Here is a 24,067-nt window from a genome sequence, read left to right on the forward strand (position 1 = left end):
ACTTTTTAATGATCTAATTTAAAACAAATGTCATTTTGTGTGCTTGACTGCTAAAGAGCAGGGCACTATTCTTTGCCTGCTGGCCACATTGCCAGCCGGCTTTGACAGGCTGCAAAATAACTCCCGCATCAGAATCATTCCTTCTGAGGAATAGTCTTGTGTGGTAGCTACTCGTTCCTTTCCCGTAGCGGTAGGACGGGAGAGGGACACCCTCGGGTGTGCTAGTTTGAGTTATTACTAGTCTGTCAACCTTCTTCCGTTCTGCCACCATAATTCTATAAATGTCTGGCAGAACTCCCAATAAAAAGGAGTTGGCTTTGCACATTCATAATTTCTTGGCAGCGACTGCCAAAAGCTATAACGACACAACTTAAAAATTTAAAGCAGCTTGATGCCCTTTAGGGTTTTCAGGCTTTAAGTCATTACGGCTCAAAAAACTTGCATTAACTATAAAACTTGAGATGTGCCAAGCACAGTCTTTATGGCTTTGCTATGCCTTTTTTTCTCCCAAAAAAGTATCTCGTTTATATACAAAAAATTTATTTTAAAACGGTAAAACTATGCCAAATTTAGAAACATCTTCAAAAAAATTAAAAGCGCTACATACAGCAATAGACCTATTTAATATCTATGGATTTCACAATACAGGCGTAGACCTAATTGCCAAAAAATCTAAAGTTCCAAAAGCTACTTTTTATAACTACTTTCACTCGAAAGAACGCCTCGTTGAAACATGCTTAACCTTTCAAAAAAGCCGATTGAAAGAAGAAGTACTGGCAATTGTCTATTCACATCATTATCCAAATGCTATCGATAAACTCAAAGAAGTGGTCCGTTTACATGTCGATGTAAATAGCCTTTACCATCTTTTATTTAAAGCCTTCTTTGAAATAAAACAGCTTTATCCAAGAGCCTATGGCATGGCAGTTGAATATCGCAAATGGCTGCTTCGAGAACTCTTTGATCTGGTATTGAGTTTGGAAACCAACACACTAAAACCCAGTGCCAATATGGTTTTAAACTTGATAGATGGATTGATGCTACAAACTTTAAGCTCAAAAAGTCTGGTTGAAAGAGATATGGTGTTAGAGTTGTTTTGGGAAAGAAACTGCTAAAGCAGCAACATAAAAAAGAGTAAGCGAAATGCGTACTCTTTTCTTATGCACATCATAAATTCTTTATATCGCAATGTATAAAAATAGACCGCAAATAGCCGCAGCTAAAATGACATACATCACTTTTACTTCAAAGTGAAATAAGGCAATGAATGCCGCAATTGCAATGAATGCTGCCTCATAGTTAAAAGGATGGTTAAAGCCCTGTGGCCATAAAACATGGTAACTAAAGAACAGGGCCAAATTTAAAATCACACCAACTATGGCAGCAGTAATTGCAGTTAATGGCGCAGTAAACTTAAGCTCGTTATGTGTTGATTCGATCACAGGCGCACCTGCCAAAATAAAAACAAATGAGAATAGAAAGGTAAACCAAGTAACAATAGTCGCGCCGATTGCCCCCGCTAAAAACAAGTGTTCTGAACCTAATAAGGCATGGTTAAAGCCACCAAGAAAACCGACAAAAGCAACCACCATAATTAACGGGCCTGGTGTACTTTCACCAAGTGCTAAACCATCAATCATTTGCGTTGGACTTAACCATCCATAATAGTTCACAGCACCTTGATAGACATAGGGCAGTACTGCATATGCACCCCCAAAAGTAAGTAAAGCTGCTTTCGTGAAGAACCATGCCATTTGGGTATATGCATGATCCCAACCGAAATAAAGGCCGAGCCCAAGCACGGGAATAAACCACAGCAGCGCTGCGATCATCAGAATTTTAGTCAGATGCGACCATCTGAACTTTGCATGTTCGGGCGTTGGAGTGTCGTCATCAATTAAAGCAGCACCATAATCTTTTTGGCTTTTGTTGTGCCCAGCATTGTTAGAAAATAACTCAGGATACTTCTTACTTGTAAAATAACCCGTGAGTCCTGCTGCCAAAACAATAAGTGGAAAGGGTAGATTTAAAACAAAGATGGCAAGGAAAGCGATAGCAGCAATTAACCACAAAAATTTATTCTTGAGTGATCGACTGCCAATTCTATAAGTTGCATGAAAAACAATAGCGACTACAGCAGGTTTAATTCCATAAAACAGGCCCGCAATAACTGGAATATCACCGAATTTCACGTAGATCCACGAGAGTCCGATTAAGATAAACAGCGAGGGAAGTACAAATAAAACACCCGCAACTATACCTCCAGCAGTACGGTGCATAAGCCAGCCAATATAAGTGGCTAACTGCTGTGCTTCCGGTCCGGGCAAGAGCATGCAATAGTTAAGTGCATGTAAAAAACGTTTTTCTGAAATCCAGCGCTTTTGTTCAACCAGTTCTTGATGCATAACAGCGATTTGTCCTGCTGGGCCCCCAAAGCTGATAAATCCTAATTTGAGCCAAAATAGGAATGCACGCCAAAAGCTTACAGCTTCAACTGGCGAGTCCAGTGAATTTTCTTTTTGTTGTATCATGAACATTCTCTTTTTAGGTCGGCATATAAGCCATCAAAGATATAATTGGTCAATTCGAATATGTGGCTTCTGCTTGAAAGAATAAGCTGAACCTTGCTTGGTGAATACATCCTGCACGATAGCTTCGAATTTTTCAGAATGGCTCATGGGTAATAGATAGACGCCATCACGAGCAGTTGAGTATATAACAATAACTGTTTAACTGATGTTAATCATTACTATAGCTTTTTTATATACTTATAAGAAAAAAGCTATCTAGGGTGAGATAGCTTTGTATGACTCAAAACGCTCTAAGTTTGAAAATGTTGCGTCAATGAGTCTAAGAAAAGCTGAACCTTTTTTGGAATTTTTGAGCCATAAGGAGTAGTTGCAGAAAAATAAAGTTCTAGTGAAAAGATGTCTTGTGAGCAATTAATAATAACGCCATCATCTTCATATTTTTTTGCTAAGAAATCTGGAATAAATAAAATACCTTTGTTTTTCTTACATAGCTCTAAAAGGATTTCTATATTATTGCAGATTAACTGAGGAGCTGAGTTAATAATTTTATTTTGTAGGTCTGATCTTGAATATAAGTATATATTATGTTTTCTTAACTCTTCTATACTTTTAGGTTTTCCATATTTTTTTAAAAATGCAGGAGTCGCATAGAAGTTTCTTTTATAGCGGTTTAGAGTAAAAGTATTTGCGTCTGTAATTTCTTCTTCAACTTTTAAAATAATATCAAATTTATGTTCATTGATATCTACTGAGTTTTCTGAAAATAGTAGATCAATTTCTATGTGCGGATATTGAATTAAAAAATTAGAAATAATATCTGAAAAGCATGTTTGAATAAAAACATGAGGGGCGCTAATTTTTAATATGCCCTCAGGATATTTTTGATCATATATGAAGTCATTCGCAGCTAAGTCTAATTCTTTAACAATGACTTTACAACGCTGATAAAACTTTTCCCCTGAACGAGTCAGGTCCATCTTTCTGGTATTACGTATAAATAACGATGTACTAAATAGACTTTCTAAATAAAAAATTCTTTTAGACACTTGATCTCGAGTAATACCTAAATTTCTAGAGGCATTACTGAAATTTCCACTTTCAACGACGCTAATGAAAGTATGAATACAGTCTAGTTTATCCATTAATTTTTGAAAGGCTAAGGTGGAGTGTCGCTAAACTATATTATGATTTTTTACTTAATCAATCATTGTATCTTTTGGGGATACAGTTTGTATTTAAATAGGTGTCTAGTAGTTTACGTTTATTTTTGATTTTATATATATCATCTTTAGTTTTGATTTATCTGGTGATTAATAAAAATATATAAATGATTGCTTTAAGATTAAAAATATTTTATCTAATGTTCGAAAGATAATTTAAATATTGGTTTTTATATTAAATAGATAATTTTTATTAATACTGGGTTGGATGTTTTTTAAATATCAGAAATATGGAATATCAATGAGGTACACAAATGAGTTACTTGATTAATAATAATCCAGTCTGGGTAAAAAAGATTTTATCAATTTTTGGTTTACTTCCACTGTTACGAGTTGCCTTAGTTTCAGCTTACTTAGTCGGTGGAATTAATAAATTAATCGGATTTCACATGGCTATTGAGGAGCAGGCAAGTTTTGGTTTGCAACCTGCTTGGCTCTGGGCTGCTACAGCTATTTTTATTGAAATTGTTGGTTCGCTGCTTGTTATTTTTAATCGTTTTGTCTGGCTAGGGGCTGGAGCTTTAGGTTGTTTAACAGCAATAGCGATGCTTGTCGCTAACGATTTTTGGAATCATACAGGGCCAGCATTTTTTAGTACGTTTAATAGTTTCTTCGAACATCTTGGCCTCATCGCTGGTCTGGTTATGGTCACCATTCTTTCTAATCAACAATCAAACTAACAATAAGTTCAAGCATCTAATTCTAATAGGAGTCTTTTATGCGTAAATCATTATCAGTCTTGCTTCTAAGCACAATGCTAGTAGGCACAAATGTTGCCATTGTTCCTCAAGTTTTCGCCAAAACAACAACAAGTGTCAAAAGTGAAGCACCCGGTGTAGCCCCTCAATACGATACAACGCATGTATATGTTAACCCTGAAGATTTCGATAAATTTACTGATAGCTTGGTGGCAACTTTTGGTGGCACCAAATCTAAACAGGGTGTTTTTCAGGTGACCCCAACACCAAGCCAGACCATTTCCCAGCTTGTATTGACTCCAGTAGGAACACTGTCTGTATTTGGTTTTAAAACTCCAATTCCACATCCTTTTGGCTTGGAACGAACAGGCTATTTAGTTAAAGATATGGACGCGGCCGTACAGTCAGCAAAGGCAAACGGTGCAGATGTGATTGTTGATGCATTTCCAGACCCAATCGGGCGTGATGCGGTTATCCAGTGGCCGGGTGGTGTGAATATGCAGCTGTATTGGCACACCACTAAACCTAGCTATAACAAGTTAGAAACGGTTCCAGAAAATCGTATTTATATTTCAAAACAAAGTGCAGATTCTTTCGTTAAAAAGTTCGTCAATTTCTCGCATGGTAAAGTGGTTTCAGATAATCCAAAGGCGGCTGGTGTAGAGATTGGACGTCCAAATGAAACGTATAGACGTATTCGCGTTGAATCTGATTTCGGCAAAATGACAGTGTTGGTCACCGATGGTCATCTTCCATATCCATATGGGCATGATATGACGGGTTATGAAGTTAAAAATCTAGCTGAAACTTTAGATAAAGCGACAAAAGCGGGTGCGACAGTCTTGGTGAATGCCTATAAGTCAGATGGCCGTGAAGCAGCGATGGTACAGTTCCCAGGTGGTTATATTGCCGAAATTCATGCGGCCCTAAAATAATTTATGCACTTAATGATTGATATAACAACGCTCATATTGCTTAAAGCAGTGTGAGTGTAAAAGACCCAGTCTCTGCAATGACCGATTATTACCGTGGATAACAATATGGCCCAGCATATTTCTAATGATAGAAAATCTCGAATTAAATGCTCAGAAGCTTATCTTAAAATCATTAAAATGAGTGCATTGCTAACGGGTAGCCTATTTCTCTATGAGTTTGCTCATGCGGAACAAGAAGTTTCAAATACAAATGCCTGCCCAGCTCGTCCAAAAATCTCAACGAATCGTTGGCAAGAAAATTGGGATGTTTTAAAAAATCCGTGTGTACCAAAGAAAATAGGCGATGACTTTAAATATATTCCTTTTGGCAATAATAATTATTTGTCATTGGGGGCAAATATTCGTGAGCGTTTTGAAGTCAATAATAATGCGAGATTTGGCAGTGGAAATAATCAAGCTGATCGCTATTTAATTCAAAGATTACAAGTTCATGCCGATGCTCGTATTGGCGATCATTTACAATTATTTACTCAGCTCAGTGATGCACGTGCATTTGATAAAAAGAATATTAGTAGTACCGATCAGAATAGACTCGATGTAGAGCAAGCCTTCATTGCGTGGGTGAGTCCATTCAATAATGGAACTTTTAAGTTTAGAGTAGGCCGTCAAGAGATGGCTTTTGACTTACAGCGCTTTATTTCGAATCGAGAAGGACCGAATGTTAGGCAAGCCTTTGATGGTATTTGGTCGGGTTATGAATATGGCGATTGGAGGATTTTAGGCTACCTCACCAGACCTGTTCAGATTGAAAAAGATTCAACTTTTAACGACCACTCGAAACGTAATTTAAGTTTTAGCGGTTTTCGGGCAGACAAACAAAATGTGTGGGGCGGTGAGTTATCTGGTTATTACTCGCGATATGAGCGTGATAATGCATCTTTTCCAAGTGTTACAGGCAATGAGATTCGAGACTTATATGATGTTCGTCATATGGGCAAAAAGAATAATATTGATTGGGATGTTGAAGGGATGCTTCAACATGGACGGATTGGAGAGCAATCTATTCAGGCATGGGGACTCAGTAGCATTACGGGGTACACCTTTGCTGAGCGGCCTTGGTCTCCTCGTTTAGGTGTCCAGTTTGATATCGCTACAGGCGATAAAGATGCCAACGATAATGAGCTCAATACATTTAACCAGCTCTTTGCCAACGGCTCATACTTTACTTTGGCGGGCTATAGTGGCTACAGCAATATTATTCATATAAAACCATCTCTGACACTTAAACCTTCCGATAAACTCACCCTGTTAAGTGCTCTAGGTTTTCAATGGCGTGAAACTACCAATGATGCGGTTTATTTCCAAGGTAATAACAGCATGGCAAACACCGCAGGACAAGGCTCAAGCTGGACAGGAGCATATATTCAACTAAGAGCAGATCAAAAGATAAATTCTAATCTTTCTGTGGCTGCCGAAGCGGTTCACTTTGAAGTTGGTGATACGATTAAGCGAGCAGGAGGCAAAGACTCAAATTATCTAGGTCTTGAACTTAAGTATGGCTGGTAAATCGAGAAGAGAAAAATATGAGCACAGATTTGAAGCAAACTAAAATTGGACATTATCAAAATCTAGACATTGAGCTCGTGACTTGGGATTGCACCACGGCCAAGGTTGAACTTTCCTGTGCTTGTATATTTGAACATGAAATGAATAACCGTTCTTTTTCGGGTGGCTTGGCACATTTAGATGAAGCTCTAAATGGGAGACTAAATGAAATACGGGAAAATAACTGGTTCAGCGCGCAATTGAATGATGCTCTTTTAATAAATCAAACGCCATCCACCATACAAGCATCTAAAGTTTTGCTAATAGGAATGGGTAGACCGGAAGATTTTACTATAGAAAAAATAGGGACTGCGATAAAAACTGCTGTGAAAACAGCTCATCAACTCGAGCTAAAAAGTGTGGCATTTGCACCTAGTATTTTAGATACAGGTCTTAATGCTCCCGCTAATTTAAATGAACTCATGTTAAGAAGTTTAAAAGAAGAATTAGACCGACATCATCAGCTTCATTTGCAAAATTTAGTCAAAAAATCTGAAATTGAAAGATGGATATTTGATTCGGGGTTTCAAAATTACGAAATCAAAGCTGAGCAATATATAGCGTCTTTTGCCAAAATTTTTCTTCAAGATTAATACACATTTAAAAAATGAAATTGTTTAAGCAGAAGATTCAGATTTAATGTCTATCTATGAGACTTTAAACCAATCATAGATAGACTTAAGACTTTTATTAAGCTGATAAAAACTTTGCGTATTTAGAAATATCGACATTCCCACCACTAATAATGATGCCTATACGTTTGCCTTTTAACTCATGTTTTAAGTTACGGGCAGCCGCAAATCCTAGACATCCTGTTGGTTCGACAACCATTTTCATTCTCTCAGCAAAGAACTTCATAGAGCGAATAAGTTCTTCATCTTTTACAGTCAAAATATCATCTACATTCTTTTGAATAATAGGAAAAGTTAATTTGCCTAGGTATTGAGTTTGAGCACCATCGGCAATTGTTTGCGGTGTATCAATATGAACAATTTCTCCTTTTCTAAATGACATTTGTCCATCATTTCCAAGAGCAGGTTCAACGCCATATATTTTACAGTTAGGAGAGAGTTGACGAGCAGAAAGGGCAGAGCCCGCCAATAAACCGCCACCACCTAAACATACAAACAAGTAGTCGAGGTCACCTACTTCTTCAAATAACTCTTTTGCAGCCGTTCCTTGACCTGCAATTACATGTGGATGGTCATAAGATGGAATTAATGTCAGACCATTTTTTTCGGCAATCTCTTTACCAATTTGCTCCCGATCTTCTGTATAACGGTCAAATTCAACAATATTCCCGCCGTATTCACGTGTCGCTGCCATTTTTGCAGCAGGAGCATCTTTGGGCATGATGATAATTGCTGGAATGCCAAGAATTTTTGAAGACAGCGCAATCGCTTGTGCATGATTTCCTGAAGAGAAAGCAACCACACCAGCTTTTTTTTGAGCCTCATTAAATTGTAAAAGTGCATTCATTGCACCACGAAATTTGAAAGCACCAACACGCTGAAAATTTTCACATTTAAAGAATACTTCTGCTTCAAATTCATCATTAACAGTACGTGAAGTTAAAACAGGAGTTTTATTTACTAAGCCTTTTATACGTTCAGCAGCGGCTGCGACATCTTCATAAGTTGGAAGGGTTAAATCTTTCATAATTAAACCTAATTCTATTCAATGTTTTCGGATGCAAGATTTCGTATTGCTTAATGAATACACAAAATATTTATCTTGTTTAGATAAAATATATACACTTAGATAAAATGTCTAATTTTATTTTCTAATTTGATAACAGTGGAATATAAGATTATGATTTAAATTAAGTTTAAAATTAGATAAAAAGTCTAAATTACTATTGGCATACTTTACATTAGGTTTGAAATAGTAAGTAAGTCATGAGGAGGAAATAAATTGGGCAATCGTGATAAACATTTACTCACCCAACTAGATACTATTGCGAAGGGGCTAAGTGAAACACTATCTCCGTTTTGCGAAGTTGTGGTCCATGATTTAACAAATCCTGAGCATGCGATACTCTCAATACACAATAATTTATCTGGTCGAAAAATTGGAGATCCAGCAACTGAGTTAGGGCTTGCTAGAATCATGTCTCCAGAATTTCCAAACCTTATTTCAAACTATGCAAACCAGTTTGCGGATGGACGTCCTGCAAAAAGTACTTCTATTGGTATTAAAGATGAAGAGGGTCAGTATGTGGCCGCTTTATGCATGAATATTGATTTAACCCTATTTAGAGGAATGCAAAGCGCTTTAGAGCATTTCACGAAAATTGAAACTGATAACAATATTGAGAATTTAGAGCCGAATGGTACTGAAGCAATTCGAAGATATATCGATCAATTTGCATCAAAACATGCAACTACACCGCGCATGTTAAAACTTAATGAGAGAAAGCAATTAATCCATGAGTTAAAGAATAATGGCTTATTAGACATTAAAAAGGCTGTGGAGACGGTTGCACAACATTTGGGTATATCTAGAGCGAGTGCCTATTTGTATGTAAAGGAAACTTAAAAGTTTAATCTTATCTATCAAAAAACAACTTGTTTATTAAGTATGACTGATTTAAATAAGTAAAGAGGAACGCAACAAGCATCTCTACCGCTTGATCTAGGAGGTCATTATTTGAAGTTATTTATTGTTATATTTATTGCAATTTTTTCCAGTATTGGACTGATCTGTTTAATTGCTCTGCTTAGAAATCTAAAAAATTATTCACCATCTAGCGAGCATGATCATTCAACTTCTTCAACACATCATTTTCATGATAATAGTCCGACTTATCATAGCTCTAGTTACTCAAATGACTGTTCATCGTCGTCTTCAGATTCAGGAGGATGTGATGGCGGCGGTGGCGGGGGAGATTAAAAAAGCCCTTTTATGCAAAGGGCTTTTGATGATTTAAGGTAAATCGAACCAGATAAATTGACTGTCTTCAGTTGCGTGAATTGTCGCTTTATCTTCAAAAACTAAAGCGTCGCCTGCTTTAACTTCTTGATCGCCGATACGAACTACGCCTGAAATCACGTGCACATAGTTCACTTTTTTAACCTTATCAACACTTAACTCATGTCCTTTTTCCAACACGGCAGATTTTACTTCTGCATTTTGGCGAATATGCATTGGTGCATTTGCTTCAGGGCCTGCAATTAAATGCCATTTGTTTGGATCTTTACGCGGATCAAGATTAATTTGCTGGTAATTTGGCGCTGCATCTCTTTCATCAGGAATAATCCAGATTTGTAGTAAATGTACAGGCGTATCAGTGTTGTTGATCTCACTGTGGGCAACACCTGTGCCAGCACTCATGAGTTGCCATTCACCCGCTTTAATCTGGCCTTCATTTCCCATAGTGTCGCGATGTGAAATTGCACCATCTAGCACACAAGTTAAGATTTCCATGTTGTCATGGGAATGCGTACCAAAACCATTATGTGCATCAATCTGGTCGTCATTAATTACGCGTAGCGCGCTTACACCCATATATTTAGGGTCATACCAACTACCAAATGAAAAGCTGTGATAAGACTCTAACCAACCCGCTTTTACATGTCCTCGATCTTCACCACGATGTAGATAAGCATTCATGATCAAATCTCCCAAATTTTTATTTATCTCTTGAGAAATATATTAATGTTCTATTTAGGGCGAAAAAATAGGTTAACTGCAACATGTCGTTGCATAATTGATATGATCGTATAGTTTTTTTTATTTATAGATGTATTTTGAATTATAAAAAAACCTGCCATGAAGGCAGGTTTTATTCAAATGATTGCTTATCTTAATTCGCTAGATCAAGGTCATCATATTCATTCAATGTCTTACCTTGCTGAATATGTTTTTGATAATGTTGAGCACGGAGTATGTCTAATTCTGAACTTGATACTCCATCTCTCCAGTAGCCAGCAATACGCACGTCATTTTTATTAAACTGTTTGTCTTCTAGAAAAAACTGGCGTAAAGCTCTGGCTTCTTTGCGTTCGCAAGCCGCCCAAATCGTAATATTTTCATAAGTTTTTAGCGCAAATGCTGCTTTTAAAAGAAGACCTTTTTGTGGCGTGTGTTGTTCTTTATGGAACAAATGAATTTTGACATGGTCATGACGGGGTAATTGGCTAGCAATATCTTTTTCAAAACTTTCAATAAAAATATCCGCACTTACGCCATTTTCCCATTCATTCAGTATCGAATATAACGCGGGTACAGCCGTATCGTCGGCAAACATGACCACATGTTTTTTATGTATGAAATTGGGAATGAAATGAGGGCGGGGGCCAATAAGCCCGATTTTTGTACCCACTTGAGCCGAATTAAGCCATTCCATTGCTGGGCTTAAATCTTCATGTTTAACAAAATCAATTTCGATTTGAGCGTTTACAGCATTGAACGAACGGACCGTATAGACACGTGAGATGGGTTGTCCTTCTGGCGGATTGCTCACAATTAACCGAATTGCCAAATTGGGAGCTTGCCAAAGCTCTGGCTGTAATGTGTTGATTTTTCCTTGAATTCTTACAATGGACGGATACGGCGTATGGATCGAGACGATAGTCATCTCAAGCTGTTCCATATCTTGTAAATGGTCTTTTTCTTTTAGTAACTCGCCATATTCTTGTTTCGATTTTTCTGCAATTTTTGTCATACATATAACCCAAGCTTCATGATTAATATAGAGCGTAATAATTGATATAGATGTAGTCTCTCTATTCATTACGATAACCAAGTTGGTTCTAAATGTAAATAATAATCATTATTAATTGTGGTTTTTAGATCATAAATATATACCTCTAAGCGATTAGAAATAAGGTTAAAGATTATCTTATTATTTTGATATTTATGATTTTTTATAAATAACTCTTAAAAGGGAGAAATTCATATTTCTGACAATATTAATTGTAAATGATTATCATTTGTATTATTGTGCTAGGATATCTATTATTCGAACAAACAGCGATAAAGACGACATTTTTATAACTTTGTTTTGAATATTAGGTGGGGTGGTATTGCATAAAGAATAGGGTGAGGACCAAGATAAATGCTAAAAGATTTGAGTCAAAATTTAGGGCAAATGAATGATAAAAATAACAACGTAGAAAATTTCTTAAAGCGAATTTATGAAAATATTTTTGATCAAAATTCCAATCGAACAGCACTTATTTTTGAAGACCGTAGCATTAGTTATACTGAGGTAGGGACTCAGGTCGCCAAAGTTATGTATGCGTTAAAAAAGCAAGATTTGGCGACAGGGTCAGTGGTTGCCATTTGCCTAAGAAAAAGTCCTGAGCATATTTATACCGCTTTGGCATGTGCGCTTACTGGCATCATTTGGCTACCTGTAGATATGGATTCTCCGCCATCGAGACTGAACTATTTATTGACGAATAGTCGGGCAGATGTTGTGGTGAGTGACTCATCCATTGCAGGTGTGCAAACACTAAATATCAACGAAATTTTATCGGCTACAACTGAGTATGAACCGAGCTTTAATGCCGAAATTAACCGACTTCCGGCATATTATTTATATACTTCGGGAAGTACAGGAACTCCGAAATGTGTGGTCCTAAATAATCAAGCCACAGAAAACACGCTACAACAGACGATTTCGGAATGGAAAATTACTGCTGACGATGTAATTATGGCGGTAACACCATTTCATCATGATATGTCGGTATTTGACGTATTTGCTTCAATGGCAGTGGGTGCAACTTTGGTGGTGCCATCCTTTGAGCAAAGTAAAAATGCTGTTGTCTGGGCCAATTTAGTAGATCGTTATAAGGTTACGCTTTGGAGCAGTGTGCCTGCTATTGTCGATATGCTGTTCAGTGTAGCTCAAAAAGAACAACTACAGTCTTTGCGTTTAATTGCCCAAGGCGGCGACTATATCAAACCTTCACTCATCTCGAAGTTAAGAGAACAATTGCCTAACACTCGTTTATTTTCATTAGGTGGACCTACCGAAACCACAATTTGGAGTATATGGCATGAAATAAATGAGCAGGATCAGGAAATTATTCCTTATGGAAAAGCTTTAGAAAATAACCGTTATTTTATTTTGGATGAAAATCTGAAGCCTTGCCAAATGGGCGAGGTCGGTACGATGTATATGTCCGGCCTGAATTTATCAAATGGTTATTTACTTGATGGGGAAATTAATTATAAAGATTTCGTTGATATTCAAGTGAGCGAAAATGAAACTCAAACTGCTTTTCGCATGAGTGATCAAGGATATTTTAGGGAAGATGGAAATATTATTTTTGCTGGACGTGAGGAAGGTTATTTAAAAATAAAAGGCGTGAGAATCTCTGCGGCCGAGGTTGAAAATGCTTTAACGAAGAATCCGTATATTCATAACTGTGTGATAGTAAGTTGTGTACACCCAACGACTGAAACTCAAGAGTTAGTCGCCGTTTATACCCTAGAAAATAAATACAAAGCTACTCGCTTAAATAGCCCCGAATTAAAGAACTTTTTAAAAGTGCATTTGCCAAGTTCACATATTCCTTCGAAATATTTGGGCATCGAAACCATACCTTTGACCCGAAATGGAAAAATTGATCGTAAAGCTGTGCAAGAAATCGCTCAGAGGAAAATTTACGTATCTTCTACGTTGTCTACAAATTCCACTAAAACACTGTCATCAGTCGCTGAGGTAGGAGACTCGGTTTTATCGGTTTTCCGTGAATGCATAGCTGACAGCCAAGCTGAAAAAATGGATATTTTTTATAGAAGTGAAATATTAGCGATAGGAATTCGTCCGAAACAACTCATGAGTATTGCTCAGAAACTCTCTCAAAAGCTCAATACAGAAATTGATTTTTATACACTCATTAGCTGTAAAACAATTCAGGATGTGGTGAATAAAGTAGAGCAGCAAATAAAATAGAAAAATTGAAATGTGCTTAAAAGCGGAGTTGAGTTGTTTGCTTTTAAGCACATAGTGGGTTTTAGGGCAACTAGATTTGAGCTAAGGTTGCCTTAATTTTTTCACAGATACTTTGCACTGTTGCAGTCGGGAAGCGGTGGGCTTGATACGTAATAATCATGCTTAACTGATGTTGTCCATCAATCACATTTTCCATGATTTCAAAGTGTAACCCGAACATCGATTCATCACGTTCCGGCAAGATCTGACGATAAGGAAGGTCTTGTCCCTGAGGTGTTTTGAGCGCGCCGTTTAAAGCATTATTTGAATGGATATGAACAAACACATCAAATAATAGTCCTTCATTCGCACTCATCCCTAACGCATTTTGAATATGGTTGATTGGAATATCTGCATAGGCCATCGAGGTATTAATCATTGTGCTGATATTGTGGAGCAATGATTGGAATGAATCTGATGGGCTAAATTGTGTGTGATGCGCAACCATGGTCGTAAAGTAACCCACCGTATCAAAAAACTCGGGATCAGTTCGTCCAGAAGCAGAAGTACCAATCACAATATCTTTTAAATTACCTTGTTGCTGTAACGCATTGGCGATTGCAGTATAGAGAACCGCGAAAATAGAAGAGCTGTGTTGTCTCGAAAATGCGAGGAGCTTGTCATGCATTTCTGATGCAAATTTAAGTTCGAGCCATTGGACTGAAGGTTTTTCCTTTTCAGCATTTAATTCATTTTGCGAAACAGGGAGGTGTAAACCTTTGGTTGCTCCTGTTAGCAGGTCAGTCCAATAATTTAGATGGTCTTGGTTGATCCCTTGCTTTTGCTGGAGTAAAGAAAAATCAAGAATAGATTGGGCAGGTGCTTTCCAGTTTGGTGCTTGAGCATTTGAGCGAGCAAGATAAGCATGCGCAAGGTCAGCCATAATTGTATTTAAAGACCATTCATCAATCACCATGTGATGAACTAAAAACGATAGAGTTTGGCGACCTTTAGCATTCCGAATCAAACGAATTCTTAAGGGAAGTTCACGGGTTAAATCAAATTTATATGAAGCTTCACTTGCAAGCGTTGCATCTTTACTTTCGGCACTGTTCCAAAACCATTTGAATTGTTTAAGTTCAGAGGTAGGAACCACCTGTTGATAGGTTTGACCATTGGCGCTATTAAAAATTGTGCGTAAACCTGCATGGCGCTCAACAATATCTGTAAACGCTTGAAAGAAAATATCTTCATTAATTTCTTCAAGGAATTCTACGGCAAATGGCAAGTTGTAAATTGGGCTAAAATCGAACGCAGAATAAGCTTGCCACAGGAAATCTTGAGCTAAAGTAAGTGGGGCTTTATCGACACTTTGTAAGGTGGATTTTTCAGTTTTTGCAGATTTAACGAAAGCATATTGGGCTAAGTCAGCAGCAGATGGAGATTTAAAGAAATCATTAAATTGAATCTCAATTCCATGTTTATTAAGTAGATTTCCAATAATTCGTGTTGCTAATAGTGAATGGCCGCCAAAATCAAAAAAGTCATCATGTTGGCTCATTTCTGGTTCAGCGAGAGTATTTCGGAACTCTTCTAAAATAATTTCTGAAACATAGGTTTGGTTAGGTTGTTCTGGCGTTTTTGCGAAACTTGTATCTAGATGATGTGAGATATCAATTTCCGTCAGTACCAATGGCATATTATTGGTTGAATATTGTTGATATCTATTTTGTATGGCCTGAATGAAATCTGACTTTTGATAGCTTTCATCAAGAATAGGATGAAGCGCTAAAATAAGAAAATAGTCTTGTTCAGTTTCTACGAGACTTGTAAAAAAAGGGGGATGAAATTCTGCATTCCATGATTGCGCTTTTAAGGTAGCTACCTGCTCAAATACTTGTTCTGTATTGCTCTTTTTAAATTCTAGGCAAGCTGAATGGTCATCAAAAGGATATTTGTATAAATCGCCTTCGTCACTAAATGTATAACGGACATTTAAGCCAGGCGTAGTTTTAATAATGTCTTGAATTGCTTTAATCAGCAGTTGAATGTCTAAACCTTGGTTAACTTTCCACAGATTAAAACGTCGATTAACTTGTTCAGGCTGTTGTAGTTGCAACATCCAGATATGTTCTTCGAAATCAGTAACCGAAAGGAGAGAGGGCGATTTGGAAAATTGTTCCAACATAAATGAATCCTGGTTTATCAAATGGCTATTTTCATCAATTTTTATTTCGCAAATTTTTTACATTAGATTAAATTTCATATAATTCATAATGTTATAGATTTGCTTGTTTGCAAAAATTGACCTTTTTCTAATGAGTTGATGTCCACATGAACTGTACTGATGTAACAGTAGGGTTACATTTTACCTTTAAACATACTATAATTGATTCTCATTTACATCAAGATTATTATTTGCAAGAAAATGATGCCAATTGAGAATGACGAATTTTTAAAATAGAAAATAAATAATAAGTTATTGATTAATATTTATTTAATTCAAAATTGGTTCGGCAAAAATAATTTAAAGATGAAAAAAACGATCCTAAGAATAGGACTGTGATTTTGCCTATTCAAAAGGAACTGATTCTGTTGTCTCGATAAAATTGAGGAATTTTCATGAGAATATTCAATCATGAAAGGTTAATAAGCCCATTAAATGTTGAACAAATTTTCCCTCGCATTGGGTTGATGGGACTAAATTTGCAATTTGCATCGGCTTTATTACGCTCAAGTGGGGCACGCCACTGATGCGATTTGGCTTATTCTGTATTTTTATCATTTTATGTATTTGCTCATTATTGCTCGGGGCTGAGCAAATACAGTGGTCTACCTTATTTTCTTTTTCTCATGAGAGTTGGCTCACTCTTACAGCCAGCCGTATCCCTCGTTTAATCACTATTGTGCTCACCGGAATCGGGTTGGCGGTATGTGGTGTCATCTTGCAGCATATTGTGCGTAACAAGTTTGTTGAACCGGAAACGTCGGGCGGTTTAGATGCTGCCAAACTAGGAATTTTAGTGTCGTTAACTTTAGTTCCGGTAACCAGCACGCTGAGTAAGATGATATTTGCGATCATTTTTTGTTTTATTGCCAGCTTAATTTATATCGAAATTATCCGCCGGATCCGTTTTAGAAATACGGTTTTAGTACCGGTTATTGGTTTGATGTACGGCAGTGTACTGAGTGCCTTAGCTGAGTTTTATGCCTATCGCTTTAATATTTTACAAAGTATGCAAGGGTGGCTTTTGGGAGATTTTTCAAAAATTGTCCAAGGTCACTATGAAGTTATTTACATTATTTTTCCGATTGTTGTCCTGACTTATCTTTTTGCACACCGCTTTACCGTGATTGGTATGGGTGAAGAGATGGCTTCTAGCTTAGGACTTAGTTATGCAGCTATAGCCGCGATTGGTTTAATACTGGTTGCTATTACAGTTTCGACCACAGTAATTACGGTTGGTGCTATTCCTTTTGTCGGGCTCGTGGTCCCCAATTTGGTCGCACTGAAATACGGAGAAAACTTAGCTAAAACCTTGCCGATTGTGGCTTTAGGAGGGGCGTCTCTATTACTGATTTGCGACATTCTTGGCCGCTCAATTATTTACCCATTTGAAGTGCCAATCGGACTTACCGCAGGTGGTGTGGGGGGAATTATTTTCCTCATCCTCATTTTGAGGGAGTTCAGATAATGCGTATTACAAAGCTATGGATGATTTACCTGATTATCGTCTGTCTGGCAGTAGTTTTTTTATTTTTAAACTCAGGGTTAGATTTTGATTACGTCATTCCTAATCGACTTCTGCGTCTTGCCACGATTGTGATAGCCGGTATTTGTGTTGCTTTTTCCTCGATTGTTTTTCAAACACTGGTCGGTAATCGTATTTTGACCCCTTCCATTATGGGCTATGAAGCGATTTATCTCTTATGGCAAGTTTTGTTGTTGTTTTTTTGGGGTACGCATGGATTAAGCCAGTTAGGGGTAAACGGTAATTTCTTTATCTCTATCGTTTTAATGCTGTTTTATTCGTGGGTAATCCATAAGTGGTTATTACCATATGGTAGAAATGATGTGTTTCTCCTGTTGCTTTTAGGATTAGTCCTTACGATGGTCGTCGGGACGGTTACTCAATTTATTCAACTCAAAATTAATCCTGGCGAATTTTCTGTTTTCCAAAGCCTTAGCTATGCTTCGTTTAATCGCTCTCAACCAGAAACTTTATTTTATGCCAGCTTGGCCGTAGTCATTGTTCTATTTCTCGGTAGAAAAGCACTCCCTGTTTTGGATGTTCTGGTTTTAGGACGTGAACAAGCCATTTCATTAGGCATTCATCATCACCGTTATGTCAGTTTCTATTTAGCCCTAATCGCTATTTTGGTTGCGGTATCTACCAGCCTGATTGGCCCGACAGTATTTATGGGCGTATTTATTGCCAACATTACTTATGCAGTAGCAAGAAGTTATAAGCATAAATTAACGCTGCCCATGGGTTGTGCCATCACGATTGCCATATTTATTGCTGCTCAAATTTTAGTTGAGCACGTTTTTAATTACAAAACGACCGTCAGCATTTTGGTCAATCTGGTTTGTGGCATTTATTTCCTAGCGCTGACGGTTCGTACCCGAGGTGTTGCATGATTCATGTCAAGAATATCAATAAGTCATATGGAAATAAGCCAATACTGACTGACGTAAATGTTGAATTTCCTACAGGTCAGGTGACGTCACTCATTGGTCCAAATGGAGCCGGAAAATCGACTTTGCTCATGATGATGGCACGTTTAATTGAGCCGGATAAAGGCGAGATTTTTCTTAATCATCAAAATATTGCGGATATTAAAACCGCTGTTTACGCCAAGCATGTCGCGACTTTACGTCAAGCACCTGGCTTTAATTTGCGCTTAACCGTAGAAGAGCTAGTTTCATTTGGACGCTTTCCCTATAGCCGTGGTGTTTTAACCGAGCAAGATCGCCAGGTGGTTGATGAGGCTATTGAGTTTCTTTCTTTAGAGCCGCTGCGCAAATCTTACATAGACGAAATTAGTGGTGGTCAAAGGCAAATGGCCTTTTTGGCGATGACGATCGCCCAGCAAACAGACGTACTTTTATTAGATGAACCCTTAAATAACCTTGATATGAAACATGCCGTTCAAATTATGCGCGCACTCAGGCGCTTATGTGATGAACAAGGGCGCACTGTGATTTTAGTCATTCATGACATCAATTTTGCCACGAATTACTCGGACCATATTGTCGCGCTCAAGAACGGCAAGCTTCATTTCAGTGGGTTAACCGAACAAGTGATTACAGAGGCGCAATTAAATGATCTGTACGAGCTTGATTTTGAAATTACATACAGTGAGCGTGGCTGTATGTGTAATTACTTCAACTCATCTGGAGCTTGAATACATATGAACTGGAAGAAAAAGTATGGGGGAGTAGCCCTCATCATAGCGGCAGCTGTCACTCTACAAGCATGTGATCAAAAAGTTGCAGATACCACTGAAGCTTCTCAGAAGTTAGCAGAACCGATTACGGTGAAACATGCGCTTGGAACTACGGTGATAGATCATCTACCGCAACGCGTTGCCGTTCTTGATATGAATGAAGCTGACTTTCTAGATCAACTGAATGTCCCGATTATGGGAATGCCAAAAGATTATGTTCCACACTTTTTGGAAAAATATAAAAAAGATGCACAAATTCAGGATTTGGGTGCAATTGTACAACCCAATATGGAACGGATATATGTATTAAAACCAGACTTGATTTTGATGACGCCATTACACGTTAATCAGTATCAGGAACTGTCAAAAATTGCCCCGACCATTCACTACGATATTAACTTCAACAATAGTGAGAGTAATCATATTGGTCTGGTTAAAGACCATATGATGACCTTGGGAAAAATATTTAATAAAGAAGATTTAGCCCGCCAGAAAGTTTCTGAACTTGATCAACAGGTGAAGCAAGTACAAGCCGTAACGGCCAATCGCCCAGAAAGAGCGTTAGTCGTTCTTCATAACAATGGGGCATTTAGTAATTTTGGTATTCAGTCACGCTATGGCTTTATTTTTAATGCTTTTGGAGTAAAGCCTGCAAGTGGTGTGGTGGATACAAGTTTACATGGGCAACCAATTTCAAGTGAATTCATCAAAAAAGCGGACCCCGATATTCTCTATATCGTGGACCGAACTGCTGTGATGGAACATCGCTCAAAAATTAATGCTGCCAGTGTTGAAAATCCATTATTACGTCAAACCAAAGCGTGGAAAAACGGTCGTGTCATTTTTGTCGATGCAGATGCGTGGTACACCACGGCTGCAAGCCCAACCTCACTCAAAATAGTGATGGAAGATGTGAAAAAAGGCTATCAATAAATTTTTAGGCACATCACTTAGTTAAATTTTACAGCATAAGTTTTCACTATTTTGCTTTGTATTTTAAGCAGATAGTTAATAAAAAATGAATCACAACATTAAAGGTCTTTCAATGAACAACGTTAGCGATAACCGTAATTTTAAAAGTGGGAATGATCAAAGAATTAATTACCGTTCTTTTGTATTAAATGGTATTGCCTCTGCACAAATCGCCCTTCGATTAGGCTATGCATTAGGCACTGTATTTGTTCTATGTGCATCAAATACCTATGCTGCTGTTATTGATAATTCAACAAAAACTCTAGAACAACAACAGGCTGCTCAAACAAATGTAGCAGCTTTACCAGCAATTACCGTAAAAGCTGAACACGATGATACTTATGCAGGTGGACAAGTTGCAACATCGAGCAATGTTGGATTTCTCGGTAGTAAAAAATTTCTAGATACGCCATTTAATACGATTAGTTATACCGATAAATATATCGAAGATAAACAGGCAAAAGATATTACAGAAGTGATTGCCGCAACTGATCCATCGATATATACCAACGGTGCAAGTGGTGGTTGGAGTGAAAACTACTATATTCGTGGATATGCTTCGAGCACAAATGATATGTCAATGAACGGACTTTTTGGTATCACACCGTTTTATCGAACTTCTCCGGAAATGTTTAGCCGCGTTGAGGTATTGAAAGGCCCATCCGCTTTGTTAAATGGGATGCCGCCAGCAGGATCGGTGGGTGGAACGGTAAATCTAGTGACCAAATATGCGGCTGATGAACCGTTTGCACGATTGACCACAACTTATATGTCGGATGCCCAGTTTGGTGGACATGTCGATGTTGGAAGAAGATTTGGTGAAAATAAAGAATTCGGCGTTCGTATCAATGGAATGTATCGAGATGGAGATGCAGCAGTTAATGATCAGTCGAAAGAAAGTCGTTTATTTTCGCTTGGTTTAGATTGGCAAGGTGAAAGAGCACGTGTTTTTGTTGATGCTTACGATGCCTTAGATCATGTTGATGGTGTAACACGTGGTGTTAACGTCTCTACTGCAGTTGGAATTCCGAAACCGCCAAAAGCGGATACCTTACTTAGTCCGGATTGGGGCTCTGTTGAAACCAAAGATAAAGGTGCCATGATTCGTGGCGAATATGATTTTTCTGATCAGTTGATGGCATATGCGGCTTATGGACAAAGTACAACTGAATATAAATACAATGGGGCAAGTGCAGGGACGATTACAAGTAGCACTGGAACACTGAGCTCAACACTTGGTCAACTTGCTTTTGACGTCGATAAAAAATCAGCAGATGTAGGTTTTAAAGGCAAGTTTGAGACGGGGCCTGTGAAACATCAATGGGTCGCCAATGCAACCTACTATAATCATGCACAAGATGATTATGGTTATAGAATTATCCCAGGTTTTAGTAAGCCTGTTATTACGAATATTTATGATCCAAATCCAAATTGGGGGCCTAAACCGGAGTTTACACCGCCGTTTCTATTTCATTCGACACTCTCTACCTCTAGCTTTGGTTTAGCCGATACATTGTCGTTTGCTCAAGATAAAGTACAGTTGACTTTAGGACTTCGTCATCAGAATGTAAAAGCAACAAGTTCTGTTAATACATTACCTGAAAATGCTAAATCAGCAACCACGCCTGGTGTCGCCTTACTGATTAAAGCGAATGATAAAATTTCTGTTTATGCAAACTATATTGAAGGTTTGACAAAGGGTGATCAGGCGCCTGCAACTGCATCAAATGCGGGGACAATATTTCCTCCTCAAAAAACTAAACAACAGGAACTTGGTTTGAAGGTTGATTTGGGGACATTTGCGCATACATTGAGTGCATTTGAAATTACCAAACCAAGTAGTTATTTAGATGCTTCACAGCTTGTGGATAACTTACCTACCTTTGTTTCGGATGGAGAACAACGAAATCGTGGTATTGAATGGTCATTCTTTGGTTCACCGATTGAACATGTGCGTTTAATGGGTGGCTTTACCTATCTTGATCCTGAACTTACTAAGACTAACGGTGGAGGAAACGATGGTCATACAGCAGTTGCTGTGCCAAAAAATCAGGCTAAGTTTGGAGCAGAGTGGGATACACAAGTAGCACAAGGGACTTTAACCTTATCAGGAAATATCAATGCAGTTTCCAAGCAATATATTAATGCAGAAAATACCTTGTCCGTACCAGGGCGTACGCTCTTAGATGTTGGCGCACGCTATAGCACTAAAGTCGAGAACCACCCAGTGACTTTCCGCGCTAATATCTATAACTTAACCAACAAAGCGTATTGGGCACAGCCACAATTGACGAATTTGGCTTTAGGCGCACCAAGAACGTATATGCTATCTGTATCATATGACTTTTAATTTGTTGTAATCTTCAAACGAATAAAAAACCCGCAATCGCGGGTTTTTTATGATATTCATATTTTATTTTGGCAAACCATAGTGCTGGAAAGAAGACTGTTTAGGAATTCGATAAGCATTACGCCCCAGTAATTGATTAATAATGACTGAGTTTCGGGTTGCTCCGATCCCTAAGTCTGGAGAACCTACACCTTGCTGAAAAATCTCGGCATTCTGAATGAAAATACGACCTTTTCCTTGATCACAACGTAAAGCCGTAAAGTCTTCTTGAACAATACAATCATTTTTATCATCAACAGATAAAATAGAACCTTTCATATTTTGGAACCATTCAGGCCAATCATGAACATAGCCTGTAGCTGCGACAAGGGCATCAGTTTCTAATTCGCAACGTTGATCGAGTTGGGTGTGCAAACAGGTTAAACGCAGAGAACCCGATTCGAGTTCTTCAACCGATTCAACCTCACAGCTTGTGTATAGGCTTAAACCAGATTTCTCACCCGCCACTGAACGCTCATAAAGCACATCATATATATCACCAATGGTTGAGAAACTAATTCCTTTATAGATCAGGCCCTGACTAGCAGCAATATCGCGGCGTTTATCTCTAGGCAGGCTTTGGAAATATTGCATATATGCAGGGGTAAAACATTCTTGCCCAAGTTTAGAATATTCCATCGGGTGAAAGCCGGCAGAACGTGTGATCCAACGAATAGATGCACCTGCTTTTACTTGTTCTGGTGTAAGTGAATTAAATAAAGCAAGTACACATTCTGCTGCACTTTGGCCCGAACCAATAACCGTGACTTGTTTACATTGCTTGAGTTGTTCCTGAATTTTTGCAAATTCCGCTGAATGTTTTACCAAAGGGTGTTTGCATGTTTCCAGCCACGTAGGAATTCGAGGTTTAGTCCCAATACCAATCGCCAGATTTTGGCTTATATATTTTTGTTTTTCCCCCGAGGCTGATTCACTTTCTATAATAAATTTATCGAGCTTGGCGTCATATTCCACATGACTTACGTTTTCTCCAAATCGACAATCCGGCAATTGTTTTGAAGCCCAACGGCAATAATGGTCGTATTCACGGCGTGGAATTAAAAAACTGTCGTAATAATAAAACTGATGTAAGCGATCATGTTGATGTAAATAATTAATATAGCTTAAGGGATGACAAGGGTTGGCCATAGTAACCAAGTCGGCAAAGAAAGGAACTTGTAATGTTGTACCTTGTAATAGCAACCCTTCATGCCATCGAAATTCTGGTTTACGTTCTAAAAATACGCTTTTGATTTCGGGAAGATGAGACAAAAGAGCAGCTAAACCTAAGTTGAATGGTCCAATACCAATTCCGGTAATATCTATTTTTTTCATGTTTATACTTTATCTGTTTCCAAAATGATGAAAGTTAAAAAGACG

Annotated in this window: 20 protein-coding genes; 13 read left to right on the forward strand and 7 right to left on the reverse strand. The window is 37.9% G+C overall.

The window, feature by feature from the left end:
* Window positions 1-560: 560 nt before the first annotated feature.
* Entirely contained in the window at window positions 561-1,115 is a 555-nt protein-coding gene (locus tag KTJ10_RS05160) for a TetR/AcrR family transcriptional regulator (protein WP_262441492.1), read from the forward strand.
* Window positions 1,116-1,178: 63 nt separating this feature from the next.
* On the opposite strand, the gene chrA is transcribed toward KTJ10_RS05160, so the two are convergent.
* Window positions 1,179-2,531 carry a chromate efflux transporter gene (gene chrA, locus KTJ10_RS05165; RefSeq protein WP_262441493.1) on the reverse strand — a complete coding sequence of 451 codons (1,353 nt, stop codon included), beginning with the start codon at window positions 2,529-2,531 and terminating at the stop codon, window positions 1,179-1,181.
* Between the two features lie 290 nt (window positions 2,532-2,821).
* A complete protein-coding gene (locus KTJ10_RS05170) occupies window positions 2,822-3,673 on the reverse strand; it encodes a LysR family transcriptional regulator (protein WP_262441494.1) in 852 nt (283 codons plus the stop codon).
* A 332-nt stretch (window positions 3,674-4,005) separates the two neighbouring features.
* Here KTJ10_RS05170 and KTJ10_RS05175 point away from each other — a divergent pair, with 332 nt between their 5' ends.
* The 4 genes from KTJ10_RS05175 to KTJ10_RS05190 all read left to right on the forward strand — a co-directional run bounded on the left by KTJ10_RS05175 (window position 4,006) and on the right by KTJ10_RS05190 (window position 7,582).
* On the forward strand, window positions 4,006-4,431 hold the full coding sequence (locus KTJ10_RS05175; protein ID WP_199975877.1) for a DoxX family protein: 426 nt from the start codon (window positions 4,006-4,008) through the stop codon (window positions 4,429-4,431).
* A 38-nt stretch (window positions 4,432-4,469) separates the two neighbouring features.
* Window positions 4,470-5,384 carry a VOC family protein gene (locus KTJ10_RS05180; protein WP_262441495.1) on the forward strand — a complete coding sequence of 305 codons (915 nt, stop codon included), beginning with the start codon at window positions 4,470-4,472 and terminating at the stop codon, window positions 5,382-5,384.
* Window positions 5,385-5,489: 105 nt separating this feature from the next.
* Window positions 5,490-6,950, forward strand: a complete 1,461-nt coding sequence (locus KTJ10_RS05185) for an alginate export family protein (RefSeq protein ID WP_262441496.1) — start codon at window positions 5,490-5,492, stop codon at window positions 6,948-6,950.
* A 17-nt stretch (window positions 6,951-6,967) separates the two neighbouring features.
* Window positions 6,968-7,582, forward strand: a complete 615-nt coding sequence (locus tag KTJ10_RS05190) for a M17 family peptidase N-terminal domain-containing protein (RefSeq protein WP_262441497.1) — start codon at window positions 6,968-6,970, stop codon at window positions 7,580-7,582.
* 97 nt (window positions 7,583-7,679) lie between these two features.
* Here KTJ10_RS05190 and KTJ10_RS05195 read toward each other — a convergent pair whose 3' ends face one another.
* The gene (locus tag KTJ10_RS05195; protein WP_262441498.1) at window positions 7,680-8,648 is read right to left on the reverse strand and encodes a threo-3-hydroxy-L-aspartate ammonia-lyase; all 969 of its coding nucleotides are present in this window, start codon (window positions 8,646-8,648) and stop codon (window positions 7,680-7,682) included.
* Window positions 8,649-8,903: 255 nt separating this feature from the next.
* On the opposite strand from KTJ10_RS05195, the gene KTJ10_RS05200 reads away from it, so the two are divergent.
* Window positions 8,904-9,527 carry a transcriptional regulator gene (locus KTJ10_RS05200; protein WP_262441499.1) on the forward strand — a complete coding sequence of 208 codons (624 nt, stop codon included), beginning with the start codon at window positions 8,904-8,906 and terminating at the stop codon, window positions 9,525-9,527.
* 111 nt (window positions 9,528-9,638) lie between these two features.
* Window positions 9,639-9,881 (forward strand): hypothetical protein, encoded by a 243-nt coding sequence (locus tag KTJ10_RS17975; protein ID WP_086265793.1) that lies wholly within the window; start codon window positions 9,639-9,641, stop codon window positions 9,879-9,881.
* 33 nt (window positions 9,882-9,914) lie between these two features.
* On the opposite strand, the gene KTJ10_RS05205 is transcribed toward KTJ10_RS17975, so the two are convergent.
* Entirely contained in the window at window positions 9,915-10,601 is a 687-nt protein-coding gene (locus KTJ10_RS05205) for a pirin family protein (protein WP_262441500.1), read from the reverse strand.
* A gap of 193 nt (window positions 10,602-10,794) precedes the next feature.
* Window positions 10,795-11,655, reverse strand: a complete 861-nt coding sequence (locus KTJ10_RS05210; RefSeq protein WP_262441502.1) for a siderophore-interacting protein — start codon at window positions 11,653-11,655, stop codon at window positions 10,795-10,797.
* 393 nt (window positions 11,656-12,048) lie between these two features.
* Between KTJ10_RS05210 and KTJ10_RS05215 the strand changes: the two genes are divergently transcribed.
* Window positions 12,049-13,896, forward strand: a complete 1,848-nt coding sequence (locus tag KTJ10_RS05215) for an AMP-binding protein (RefSeq protein ID WP_262441503.1) — start codon at window positions 12,049-12,051, stop codon at window positions 13,894-13,896.
* 70 nt (window positions 13,897-13,966) lie between these two features.
* Here KTJ10_RS05215 and basB read toward each other — a convergent pair whose 3' ends face one another.
* Complete coding sequence (basB, locus tag KTJ10_RS05220) at window positions 13,967-15,997, reverse strand: acinetobactin non-ribosomal peptide synthetase subunit BasB (protein ID WP_262441570.1); 2,031 nt, start codon at window positions 15,995-15,997, stop codon at window positions 13,967-13,969.
* A gap of 631 nt (window positions 15,998-16,628) precedes the next feature.
* Here basB and bauD point away from each other — a divergent pair.
* The 5 genes from bauD (at window position 16,629) to bauA (ending at window position 22,648) form a co-directional block, all read left to right on the forward strand.
* The gene (bauD, locus tag KTJ10_RS05225) at window positions 16,629-17,570 is read left to right on the forward strand and encodes a ferric acinetobactin ABC transporter permease subunit BauD (RefSeq protein ID WP_262441504.1); all 942 of its coding nucleotides are present in this window, start codon (window positions 16,629-16,631) and stop codon (window positions 17,568-17,570) included.
* Window positions 17,570-18,517 carry a ferric acinetobactin ABC transporter permease subunit BauC gene (bauC, locus tag KTJ10_RS05230; RefSeq protein WP_262441505.1) on the forward strand — a complete coding sequence of 316 codons (948 nt, stop codon included), beginning with the start codon at window positions 17,570-17,572 and terminating at the stop codon, window positions 18,515-18,517. Before bauD ends, bauC begins: the two co-directional genes overlap by 1 nt.
* A complete protein-coding gene (bauE, locus tag KTJ10_RS05235; RefSeq protein WP_000582117.1) occupies window positions 18,514-19,284 on the forward strand; it encodes a ferric acinetobactin ABC transporter ATP-binding protein BauE in 771 nt (256 codons plus the stop codon). The genes bauC and bauE overlap by 4 nt, the downstream gene beginning before the upstream one ends.
* A gap of 6 nt (window positions 19,285-19,290) precedes the next feature.
* Complete coding sequence (bauB, locus tag KTJ10_RS05240; protein WP_262441506.1) at window positions 19,291-20,259, forward strand: siderophore-binding periplasmic lipoprotein BauB; 969 nt, start codon at window positions 19,291-19,293, stop codon at window positions 20,257-20,259.
* Between the two features lie 85 nt (window positions 20,260-20,344).
* Window positions 20,345-22,648, forward strand: a complete 2,304-nt coding sequence (gene bauA / locus KTJ10_RS05245) for a TonB-dependent ferric acinetobactin receptor BauA (protein ID WP_262441507.1) — start codon at window positions 20,345-20,347, stop codon at window positions 22,646-22,648.
* Window positions 22,649-22,711: 63 nt separating this feature from the next.
* Here the strand turns inward: bauA and basC are convergent, their stop codons facing one another.
* Window positions 22,712-24,022 carry a putative histamine N-monooxygenase gene (gene basC / locus KTJ10_RS05250; protein ID WP_262441508.1) on the reverse strand — a complete coding sequence of 437 codons (1,311 nt, stop codon included), beginning with the start codon at window positions 24,020-24,022 and terminating at the stop codon, window positions 22,712-22,714.
* Window positions 24,023-24,067: the final 45 nt, after the last annotated feature.

This window comes from Acinetobacter sp. WU_MDCI_Abxc222, from assembly GCF_025514755.1.
GTDB classification, from domain to species: Bacteria; Pseudomonadota; Gammaproteobacteria; order Pseudomonadales; family Moraxellaceae; genus Acinetobacter; species Acinetobacter geminorum.

Excerpts from the sequence above, each read along its gene's own strand:
- chrA (WP_262441493.1), bottom strand. The coding sequence starts at position 2,531 with ATGATACAACAAAAAGAAAATTCACTGGACTCGCCAGTTGAAGCTGTA.
- KTJ10_RS05190 (WP_262441497.1), top strand. The coding sequence starts at position 6,968 with ATGAGCACAGATTTGAAGCAAACTAAAATTGGACATTATCAAAATCTA.
- KTJ10_RS05185 (WP_262441496.1), top strand. The coding sequence starts at position 5,490 with ATGGCCCAGCATATTTCTAATGATAGAAAATCTCGAATTAAATGCTCA.
- KTJ10_RS05175 (WP_199975877.1), top strand. The coding sequence starts at position 4,006 with ATGAGTTACTTGATTAATAATAATCCAGTCTGGGTAAAAAAGATTTTA.
- bauC (WP_262441505.1), top strand. The coding sequence starts at position 17,570 with ATGCGTATTACAAAGCTATGGATGATTTACCTGATTATCGTCTGTCTG.
- basC (WP_262441508.1), bottom strand. The coding sequence starts at position 24,022 with ATGAAAAAAATAGATATTACCGGAATTGGTATTGGACCATTCAACTTA.
- KTJ10_RS05180 (WP_262441495.1), top strand. The coding sequence starts at position 4,470 with ATGCGTAAATCATTATCAGTCTTGCTTCTAAGCACAATGCTAGTAGGC.
- KTJ10_RS05170 (WP_262441494.1), bottom strand. The coding sequence starts at position 3,673 with ATGGATAAACTAGACTGTATTCATACTTTCATTAGCGTCGTTGAAAGT.
- bauB (WP_262441506.1), top strand. The coding sequence starts at position 19,291 with ATGAACTGGAAGAAAAAGTATGGGGGAGTAGCCCTCATCATAGCGGCA.
- KTJ10_RS05195 (WP_262441498.1), bottom strand. The coding sequence starts at position 8,648 with ATGAAAGATTTAACCCTTCCAACTTATGAAGATGTCGCAGCCGCTGCT.
- KTJ10_RS05215 (WP_262441503.1), top strand. The coding sequence starts at position 12,049 with ATGCTAAAAGATTTGAGTCAAAATTTAGGGCAAATGAATGATAAAAAT.
- basB (WP_262441570.1), bottom strand. The coding sequence starts at position 15,997 with ATGTTGCAACTACAACAGCCTGAACAAGTTAATCGACGTTTTAATCTG.
- bauA (WP_262441507.1), top strand. The coding sequence starts at position 20,345 with ATGAATCACAACATTAAAGGTCTTTCAATGAACAACGTTAGCGATAAC.
- KTJ10_RS05160 (WP_262441492.1), top strand. The coding sequence starts at position 561 with ATGCCAAATTTAGAAACATCTTCAAAAAAATTAAAAGCGCTACATACA.
- KTJ10_RS05205 (WP_262441500.1), bottom strand. The coding sequence starts at position 10,601 with ATGAATGCTTATCTACATCGTGGTGAAGATCGAGGACATGTAAAAGCG.
- KTJ10_RS05210 (WP_262441502.1), bottom strand. The coding sequence starts at position 11,655 with ATGACAAAAATTGCAGAAAAATCGAAACAAGAATATGGCGAGTTACTA.
- bauE (WP_000582117.1), top strand. The coding sequence starts at position 18,514 with ATGATTCATGTCAAGAATATCAATAAGTCATATGGAAATAAGCCAATA.
- bauD (WP_262441504.1), top strand. The coding sequence starts at position 16,629 with ATGCGATTTGGCTTATTCTGTATTTTTATCATTTTATGTATTTGCTCA.